General features: G+C 72.9%; 6 protein-coding genes. 4 read left to right on the top strand and 2 right to left on the bottom strand.

The window, feature by feature from the left end; all coding sequences use genetic code 11:
* Both E1283_RS27695 and E1283_RS27690 read right to left on the bottom strand, forming a co-directional pair.
* A partial coding sequence (locus tag E1283_RS27695; protein ID WP_481906703.1) for a COG1470 family protein occupies positions 1–800 on the bottom strand: 800 nt, incomplete at its 3' end.
* 103 nt (positions 801–903) lie between these two features.
* Complete coding sequence (locus E1283_RS27690; RefSeq protein ID WP_132820894.1) at positions 904–3,117, bottom strand: eCIS core domain-containing protein; 2,214 nt, start codon at positions 3,115–3,117, stop codon at positions 904–906.
* 399 nt (positions 3,118–3,516) lie between these two features.
* On the opposite strand from E1283_RS27690, the gene E1283_RS27685 reads away from it, so the two are divergent.
* From E1283_RS27685 to E1283_RS37555, 4 genes are all read left to right on the top strand, one after another.
* Entirely contained in the window at positions 3,517–5,106 is a 1,590-nt protein-coding gene (locus E1283_RS27685; protein WP_132820893.1) for a phage tail sheath subtilisin-like domain-containing protein, read from the top strand.
* A gap of 83 nt (positions 5,107–5,189) precedes the next feature.
* Complete coding sequence (locus E1283_RS27680) at positions 5,190–5,633, top strand: phage tail protein (protein ID WP_132820892.1); 444 nt, start codon at positions 5,190–5,192, stop codon at positions 5,631–5,633.
* Positions 5,633–6,127 (top strand): hypothetical protein, encoded by a 495-nt coding sequence (locus tag E1283_RS27675; RefSeq protein ID WP_132820891.1) that lies wholly within the window; start codon positions 5,633–5,635, stop codon positions 6,125–6,127. The genes E1283_RS27680 and E1283_RS27675 overlap by 1 nt, the downstream gene beginning before the upstream one ends.
* The gene (locus tag E1283_RS37555; protein WP_165956267.1) at positions 6,124–6,282 is read left to right on the top strand and encodes a DUF6760 family protein; all 159 of its coding nucleotides are present in this window, start codon (positions 6,124–6,126) and stop codon (positions 6,280–6,282) included. Before E1283_RS27675 ends, E1283_RS37555 begins: the two co-directional genes overlap by 4 nt.
* The last annotated feature ends 1,483 nt before the right edge of the window (positions 6,283–7,765 follow it).

Here is a 7,765-nt window from a genome sequence, read left to right as displayed (position 1 = left end):
GGGGTGGGCTCGGGCGGCAGCACATCGCCGGCCGCCGCCGGACTCGCCGTGGCGGCGCTGGTCACCCTCGGCTGGTTGGCGAACCACAGCACCACGAACATGATGGCGAGGGCCAGCGCGATGCCGAAGACGGTGGCCAGCCAGCGAGGCAGCACGCCGAGTTGGCGGTAGACGCCGTCCACGGGCAGCGGCTCGGTTCCCGAGCGCTGCAACGCCAGGGTGTAGGGCCGCTCCTCGCTGGGCCCGATCCAGGTGACCTGCTGCGGCGACAGCCGCGCCTTGACGAACGCGGCCCGCCCCGGCTCGATCCGCACGTTGGCCGGGTGGATCTCGTAGCTGAGCTGGTCGCCGTTGTCACTGCCGCTGATGGAGGCGGTGAGCGGGGTGTTGCCGAGGTTGTCGACGGCGAGCCGCGGCCTCCCCCGGAAGCGGCCCCGCACGGTGACCGGCACCAGTTCGGCCCGCACCTCCGTGAACGGCAGGATGGTGAGGTTGCCCTCGGGGACCGTGACGGCGTCCGGCTGCTCGGTGGGCGTGATCCGCACCGCGTACGGGTTCGGCCCGGCCGCCGCGTCCGGCGACCGGGGCGGCGCGAACGTCAGCTCCACGGTCCCCGTCGTCCCCGGGTAGAGCCGCAGCACCTGCGGCTCCACCCGCGTCCAGGGCGCGATCTGCCCGACGGGCTCGAATCGGTACTCGTCGACGACGTCACCGGTGTTGCGTACACGCAGCCGCACGCGCGTGCTGTCCCCGGCCTCCACGGTGGCGGAGGCGGGTTCGAGGGAAGTCCACAGGCTCACGCGCCGACGCTAGACCGGCCCGTGACGCCGGGTCAGGAGTCTTCCGTGCACGGCCCGGCCGCCGCGAGGGCGGGGCGGTTGCCCTCGCGGGCCGGCTGCGGGGTCACTGGCGGTTGCCGGGCACGTACACCTCGGGCTCCTCCGCCGAGTAGACCGACGCGAACCGAGCGTCGCTCTGATCGCGCACCCTGATGATGATGCGTTCCGGGCCGATGCCCAGCGTCCTCAGCTCGCGCGCCACGGCCTCGGCCCGCAGGCGCGCCCGGCCTCTCAGCGCGATGATCCCACCGTGGGCGTGTCCTTCGACCACGATCTGCCCCGCCGACTGCCGCCACGTCTCGGCGACGGCGGTGAGCCGGCTGAGGCTGAAAGGCCGCAGGCGGTCCGTCGAGTCCTCTTCGAAGAACAGGCGAGGGACGCTGGTGGTGGCGACCGTCATCGCGTTGAGCGCGGTGCGGCGGTTCTCGCTGTGGAAGCTGCGCTCGGTCCCCGGTTGGTAGATCTTGAAATACCACAGGTCGCCCATCGCGGACCTGGCCTCCCGCTCCAGCAGCCCGTTGGCCACCTGCTCTGCCTCACGCCGCGGCATGCGGGGGCTGCCCGGGTTGGCACTCACGTAGGCCGTCGCGACCTCACGCGCCGCGTCGCGCATCAGGCTCTCCATCATGGAGTTGCGGTTGAAGTTCTCCAGGGTGATCTGGTCTCCGCCGTCTCGGCTCTCGGCCAGCACCGTGGCGTAGTGGTAGACCCAGATCCGTTCCGCGGGTACCCGGTTGCGAGCGAAGTCGAATCCCTCGGGGACACCGCTTCGCGGCTCGGCGGGGATGGTGCGCGTGGTCAGTGCCTCGCCGACCCGGGCCCTGGCGTAATCGTTGATGCCGATGGACTGCTCGTAGCTCGTGAGCCTCCCGACGCCCTGCCTGGTGCCGTACTCCTCGCCGGGATCGAGCGCCGGCCTCGGGCCCTGGACGGCCTCCGCGGCCTGCTGCGGAGTCGTCGGCGGCCGGCGCGAGGCCAGCGCGGCGGCGAGGGGCGACAGCCCGGTGTCGCCCCTGGGGCCGATGTCCCCGGAGACGCCCCGGCCACCCGTGCCGCGGAACATCGCATGGCCCAGGGAGCCGCCGACCACCTTCTCGGCGACCTCCACACACTCGTGCTGGACCAGGTGCATGAACCTCTCGCGGACGACGTCGTCCTGATCGGTCGCCATCCGGGGCCGGACCACGGTGAGCCGTTCCCCGCGGGAGTTGGTCACCGAGTGGCCGCCCTGGGCCAGTCGGACATAGCTGCCGGCCGTGGCCAGTCTCCGGTTCGCCGAGCCCACGACCTCAGGAACGGCGTAGAACTCCTTGGGCTGTTGGGACTTCGTGGAGTTGATGGCCATCGTCTCGTCGCCGGACCAGGCAATGGTGACCGGCCCCTCCGGCTCGACGTACCGTGCGATGTCCCCCTGGAACGCGCCCTCCTGGTCGAGCGTGACGGAGACCGACCCGCTGTTCACGGCGAAGGCCGGCAGCTGGTCGCCGGAATCCGGGGCGAGCTCAGGGGTGATCGGGTTGGTACCGGTCTCGTACCGCTGGATGCGGGGGACGTGCGAAGTCGCCGCCTGGTCGCCGGCGGTGCGCTGGATGTCCCTCTGGACGCCGGGGAGGCCGCCGGATCCCGACGGCCCGCGGCCGGCCGGTGGGAGCGGGGCGCGCATGACACGGTCGGCGACGGCGTCGGCGGACTGCTCGAACTCGTCCTTCGGTTCCGAGACGCTCACGCCGTCGCCGTGGTCGGTCCCGGCGACCGAACCCTCACGCTGCTGTCGGATGTGCTCCAGTTCGTGGGCGATCACCCGCTTGTCGCCTACGGCCTTTCCGCTGAGGACGACATGCGAGCGCGAGGTGTACGCCAAAGCGTCCAACTCGGCCGCCGAGCGGTCCGCTTCCGCTCCCGTGTGCATCCGCACGGAGGCGAAGTTCTCCCCACCGAAGCGCTGTTCCATCTCCTGTCGCAGCGCCGGTTCCATCGGTTGGCCGGGCCGGCGCAGGACATCGTGCACCGTCAGGCGCTGCACCGGTCGCGTCGCCGCCCGCTCCTCTCCCCCGTCGGGCCCGTGCTGGCGCTCGCCCGGGTCGTGGTCGCCCTGTGGGGACCGCGACCGCTGGACGATCGCGGCCACCGCCGCGTTTCCCGCGCTGCGCTGGAGCGCCATCAGGCCGTCGGCGCCCGTCGCCCCCGTGGGTGCGGGCGCCCCGGCGGGCGGCCGTTGCCGTGGCCGGCTGGATCGACCCGCGTTCTGCTCACCCTGGTGTTCCCGGCGGAGCGGCATGACGTCCCTTCTCACGGACTGCTGGGCAAACCTGTGTCTAGCCCGCCCGGTCGATCGCGGCCAGGGTCCGCGGGGCAGACCCGAGGGCACGTGAGAGGCCGTTTCGGCGCCGCACGGTGCGCTCGCTCCGTCCGACGGTGTCTGACGCACTCGCGTGTGAGTACTGCCGCGCCGCGTTCTGCCTCCACCAGGACGTTCCGTGGACCGCGCCGCCCGCACCCGGCCCCGTCGCGCTGGGCGGCTGCGCGCGTCCGGCCGCGCGGGGCAGGCCGGCTTCACCCGCCGGGCACGCGCGGTGCCCCCGGTCAGGGACTGGCGGACGTTTCGGCGGCGGTGGGGTCGGAGTGAGGCTGAGGGTGTTCCATCCCGTACTCCGAGGAAGAGCGAGGAGAGGCCACCATGCCCTCGTACCTGTCGCCCGGCGTCTACGTCGAGGAGGTGGCCAGCGGCGCGCGCCCGATCGAGGGGGTGGGCACGTCGGTGGCGGCCTTCGTCGGGCTCGCGCCGACCGGCCCGCTGAACGAGCCGACGCTGGTGACCAACTGGACGCAGTACGTGGCGGCCTTCGGTGACTTCACCGACGGGTACTACCTCGCGCACTCCGTCTACGGCTTCTTCAACAACGGCGGCACCGCGGCGTACGTCGTGCGGGTCGGCGGCTCCTCCGAGGACGCCGCTCCCGCGAACGACGCGGCGTCCGCCGCCGTCACGGGCTCCGGCGGCAGCGCGACACCCCCGGCCGCGCTGCCGCCGGGCGAGCCGAAGCAGCTCGGCACCTTCACCGTCGCGGCCACGGCGCCCGGCGACCTGAGCGTCGAGGTGGCCGACCTCGAGGGCGACGGGCCCGCCGAGCGGTTCAAGCTGATCGTCAGGGACGGCGGCAAGTCCGTCGAGAGCTTCGACGTGACGGCGAAGAAGGGCAACCGCAACTACGTCGTCACCCAGGTCAAGGAGCGCTCCCAGCTCATCGAGGTGGCCGAGGCGGCGTCCGCCGGGCAGCTCGCCCGCCCCGGCAACCAGACCGTCGCGCTGTCGGCCCCGGCGCCCGCGGTGCCGGCCGGGGGCGTCGAGGCGGAGCGGCCGGGGCCGGCCCAGTACCTGGGCGACTCCGCCGACCGGACCGGGTTCGGCGGCCTGGAGGCCATCGACGAGATCTCCATGGTGGCCGTGCCCGACCTGATGGCCGCCTACCAGAGCGGCGCGATCGACATGGAGGCCCTCAAGGCGGTCCAGCTCGGCCTGATCGCGCACTGCGAGCTGATGGGTGACCGGGTCGCCATCATCGACCCGCCGCCCGGCATGAACGCCCGCCAGATCCGGGTCTGGCGCCAGGAGACGGCCGGCTACGACTCCAAGTACGCCGCGCTGTACTACCCGTGGATCAAGTCCTTCGACCCGGCCACCGGACAGGCCCGCCTGGTGCCGCCGAGCGGCCACATCGCCGGCATCTGGGCCCGCAACGACGCCGAGCGCGGCGTACACAAGGCGCCCGCCAACGAGGTGGTGCGCGGCGCGGTGGACCTGGAGATCCAGATCACCCGCGGCGAGCAGGACCTGCTCAACCCGATCGGCGTCAACTGCGTCCGCGCCTTCCCCGGCCGAGGCATCCGCGTCTGGGGCGCCCGCACCCTCTCCTCCGACCCGGCCTGGCGCTACCTCAACATCCGTCGGTACTTCAACTACCTGGAGGAGTCGATCCTGCTGGGCACCCAGTGGGTCGTCTTCGAGCCCAACGACCAGAACCTGTGGGCCCGTATCCGCCGCAACATCTCGGCGTTCCTGGTCAACGAGTGGCGCAACGGCGCCCTGTTCGGCTCGCAGCCGGAGCAGGCGTTCTACGTCAGGTGCGACGAGGAGTCCAACCCGCCGGAGTCCGTCGACCTCGGCCGGGTCGTCTGCGAGATCGGCGTCTCGCCGGTCAAACCTGCGGAGTTCGTGATCTTCCGACTCGCCCAGTTCTCCAGCGGCAGCGCGGAGCTGGAGGAGTAGCTCCGCCCGTCGCCCGGCGTCGCGCGCCGGGTGACGGCAGACGTCGTGAACCCAGCCAGCCAGGAACAGGGAAGAGAGCAGAGATGAGTCTCACGGAAACCGACAGCCTTGTCGCACATTCCTTCGGCCTGCAGATCGACGGGATCTTCGTCGGATATCTGATGTCGGTGAGCAATTTCCAGACCGAGCAGGACACCATCGAGAACCCGCAGAACTCGGAGAACGGTCAGCCGACGACCGCGATCCTGCCGGGCACGAGGAAGACCGGCAGCGTCGAGATCGTCCGCGGCATGCGGCCCGATCGGACCTTCAACGAGTGGATCAACGACTCCACCGCCGGCCGGATGGGGAGCGCGCGCAAGAACGCGACGATCATCATCATGGACCACGAGCGGAACCCGATCAGGCGGTACAACCTGCGCAGGGCCTGGTGCAGCAAGATCTCGCCGAGCAACCTCACGGCGGGTGAGGCGTCCGTCCTCACCGAGACCTACACCATCGTCTTCGAAGAGATGGTCATCGAGTGATGCGACGGACCATCGCCAGGGCGCCGAGCGGAACCACGCTCGCGCCGGAGCCGCCGGCCGCCGCCTCCCCCGACGCCACGGCCCCGGCCACGGCCACGGCCCCGGCCGTCGGTGTGCCGGGGCAGCTGCGGACGGAGTTCCCGTTCCAACTGCCGCGCGGCTACGTGGACGACGGGGGCACGGTCCACCGGGACGGCGTGATGCGGCTGGCGACGGCGCGCGACGAACTCCTCCCGCTGCGGGACCTGCGGGTGCGGGAGAACCCGGCGTACCTGTCGGTGGTCCTGCTGGGCCGCGTCATCAGCCGCCTGGGCACGCTGGCGATGGTCCACGACGGCGTCGTGGAGGGCATGTTCGCCTCCGACCTGGCGTTCCTCCAGGACTTCTACCGCCAGATCAACGCCGAGGGGCACACCCGCGCGTCGGTGGTCTGCCCCCACTGCTCGGAGCCATTCGAGGTGGATCTCGGCGGGAGCCGCCTGGGGGAATCGTGACGTACGCGACCGACCGACTGCACGAGGAGATCGCGTACGTCGCCTACCACTTCCACTGGGACCTGGACCGGATCCTGGACCTGGAGCACCACGACCGCCGCCGCTACGCGGAGCAGATCGCGTCCCTGGTGACGCGGGCCAGGACGGAGGAGTGAGGCGTGGGGTTCCTCGACAGACTCAGGAGCGGCGGCCGGCGGGAGGCCGGCGGTGCGCGAACCGGTGTCGAGCCGGAAACCGGCGTCGGTGCGGCGGCCACGCCGCCACCACGACCGGTCGCCTGGGCGGGACTGCCGCCGATCCAGCGGTCGCTGAGCCCGGGGCAGAGCGTCGCCGACGCGGAGTTCAGCGCGCGGATGGCGACGCTCCAGGACCCGTCGTTCGCGGGAACGGTGTCCCACGCCGTCCTCGACGGCCGCTCGATGAGCCTGGCGAGCCGGGGCAGGCCCACGGCGTACGGCAACCCCGTCGCGGGACTTGAGCAGCCCTCGTTCACCCTGCCGGTGGTGACGCCGGCGCCGAAGGAGGAGCCAGCGCCGGCCACTTCACCGGTCGCCCCGGTCGCCGCGATCGCCAGACCGCTCACCGCGCCATCCCGTGCGTCGGTGCCGCAGGTGACACCCGCGGCAGGGCGAGCGCCGCGGCCGCCGTCCCTCACCAGGGTGGCGGCGGCCGCCGCACCACCGGTGCGGCGCCGCGTGCTGCCGGCGTTCCGTCCGGACCCGAAGCCCGGGAACCCCGGGAACCCCGGGATCGAGGAGCCCGGCACCGGAAGCGGAGGAGCAGGGGCAGACGGGCCCGTTCCTCCGCGCCGTGACGGGGGCGGCGGTATCGCGCCGCGCTCCGTGAACGGCGGCGTTCCGCCGGTTCAGCGGACGGCGGCGCCCCTGAAAGGGACCAGTTCCGCCGCGCCGTCAGCGGCGGCTGACGGCGCGGCGTCCGGCACGCGTGCGCAACCTCCCGTCCGGACGACCAGCCCTACACGGCGGACGGCAGAGCGGCGGCCGACGGCACGGACCATGGCTCCGGCCCATCCGGATGCCCCATCGGACCGGACGCGGGCGGCGGACGCGGGCGAGGCCCCGCACGACGGTCGCGCCGCGATCCAGCGTGTGGCGGCGACGCCCCGGCGGGCGGTCGGCGGGACGGCGAACGGGGAGACGGCGAGCGGGGGATCGTCGCCGGTCCGCCCCTCGACCGTGCCGTCCCTCCGCTCCGCCGCGAGCGGCGGCCTCACCCCGTCTCCCGACGCCCCCGTCCAGCGCTCGACGGCGAACAACGGTTCGGCGGGCACGTCACCCGTCGATCACCGCTCTGGGCCCGCACCTGTGTCCACTCCCGCCCCGGGCGCCGGTGCCGCCGCCATTGCCTCGGCGCGGTCGAACGCCTCACGGTCCCCCGTCCGGCTCGGACTTGGCGCTCCAACGCGTGGGCCGGTGCCGGGCCCTTCCGCACCGGGCCGACGATCGCCGGACGGTGCGCTTCCGGTGCGGCGACGCGAGACCGGCTCTTCGGCACCCACCCCGGCACCCCTCGCGGCGCCGGACGCGGCGCGTTCGGTCCCGGCGCCTTCGCCCCTCGACGGCCCGCCGCTGGCGGGCCCCGCCCCGGCCGCTCCGTCCACGGCCGAGCCATCAGTGC

It is taken from the genome of Streptomyces hainanensis (assembly GCF_004348415.1).
Classification (GTDB): Bacteria; Actinomycetota; Actinomycetes; order Streptomycetales; family Streptomycetaceae; genus Streptomyces; species Streptomyces hainanensis.
The sequence above is the reverse complement of the archived record's forward strand: the minus strand, read 5'-3'. Positions and strand labels throughout refer to the sequence as shown.

Excerpts from the sequence above, each read along its gene's own strand:
- E1283_RS27685 (WP_132820893.1), top strand. The coding sequence starts at position 3,517 with ATGCCCTCGTACCTGTCGCCCGGCGTCTACGTCGAGGAGGTGGCCAGC.
- E1283_RS27690 (WP_132820894.1), bottom strand. The coding sequence starts at position 3,117 with ATGCCGCTCCGCCGGGAACACCAGGGTGAGCAGAACGCGGGTCGATCC.
- E1283_RS27675 (WP_132820891.1), top strand. The coding sequence starts at position 5,633 with ATGCGACGGACCATCGCCAGGGCGCCGAGCGGAACCACGCTCGCGCCG.
- E1283_RS27680 (WP_132820892.1), top strand. The coding sequence starts at position 5,190 with ATGAGTCTCACGGAAACCGACAGCCTTGTCGCACATTCCTTCGGCCTG.